The 1,224-nt window shown below is 59.4% G+C and carries 1 pseudogene; it reads left to right on the top strand.

Going from position 1 to position 1,224, the window contains the following annotated elements:
• Positions 1-1,131 (top strand): annotated as a pseudogene (locus AC097P_RS24285) (hypothetical protein); the annotation flags it as partial.
• Positions 1,132-1,224 lie beyond the last annotated feature (93 nt).

Below are 1,224 nucleotides of genomic sequence, written 5' to 3'. Positions count from 1 at the left end.
CTAGTCAGTGCGCCACGTCTCAACTGGCCACTGGCGCTTCGCGCTACAGTGGGTCTGGCTTGGAGCACCGCACTGGCACTGGGCATCTTTGCGCTGTGGTTTGTGCTGGACCCGGACCCGGCCTCGGTTTGGCAGGAGTTTGTGGTGGCGGAAAACGCCGGCAAGATGTCCAACACCCAGGGCTACTGGCACGCCGCATTGTTTGGTGACTACCCCATGTGGACGCAGCTACTCGCCTACCCGTTCAATGCCGGGCTGCTGATTTTTACGGTATTGGGCATGGGATGGCTGGCTCTTGGCATGGCCTTTAAACGCCAGACCTATGCGCAGCTCACACCCGCAGCCCGTGTGTTGCTGGCCTGGCTGGTAGTGTGGCTGGTCGTGTTCACCATACCCAGCCAGCGCTCGGAGCGCTACCTGATCCCCGCCATGCCCGCCATCGCGATTGCCATGGCACTGGCCTGGGACAGGCTGCACAAAGTATGGTTCTGGATCACGCTGGCTGTTCTGGTGCCGGCACTGGTGATGCTGGCACGGGTGACCTGGGTCATGGGTGACATGCAAATTGCCACTGGTTTGCAGGTTGCTATCAATTTTATAGCTACAAGCATAGCATTGACGGGGGCTACAGTCGGTTTTTTCATAAGCCGATGGGCCAAAGCAGCGGCGCTGACGACCGTGCTGGCCGTGTACGCCAGCTTTGGCCTGATGGTGCAACCCCTGGGTACCGTCACCGCGACTTACTCGATGGCAGTCAAGGACCAGATCAGAGACAAGCGCGTAGCAGTGCCCAACGGATTTACGGGCCAATTTGAACGCTTCCACTTTGTGCTGCCCGGCGCACGCATTACGCCGTATGACGCTGAAGGCCGCAACACCGGGGCCTTCAGGCCTGATATGCCTCCCATAGAGCGCCTGGATTTTTTGCTGGCGCAATTTGACGCGGTCGTGTGGATACAGGACAGCCTGGACCAAACCCAGCCCAGCTGTATGCCAGGCTGCACCTTGTTGGGCGCACGCTGGCACGTGAAGAGCCGGCACAAGGCTGGCGAGGTCACCCTGCAGAACCTGTGGTACCCACAGGAATGGCTATTCCGCCGTGAATGGCTGGTCGCACGCACCCCACTGTAAACGCGGTTGACCTGCGGACATTCCTTCCTACCCCCAGGAAAATTCGTCCAGACGCCCCCCTTTTTACGAAGTGTTTCGCTGATTTTGTCAGCG

Source organism: Rhodoferax sp. ZS1R8 (assembly GCF_056521325.1).
Note: the sequence above shows the minus strand (reverse complement) of the source record. Positions and strands in the feature narration are given on the sequence as shown.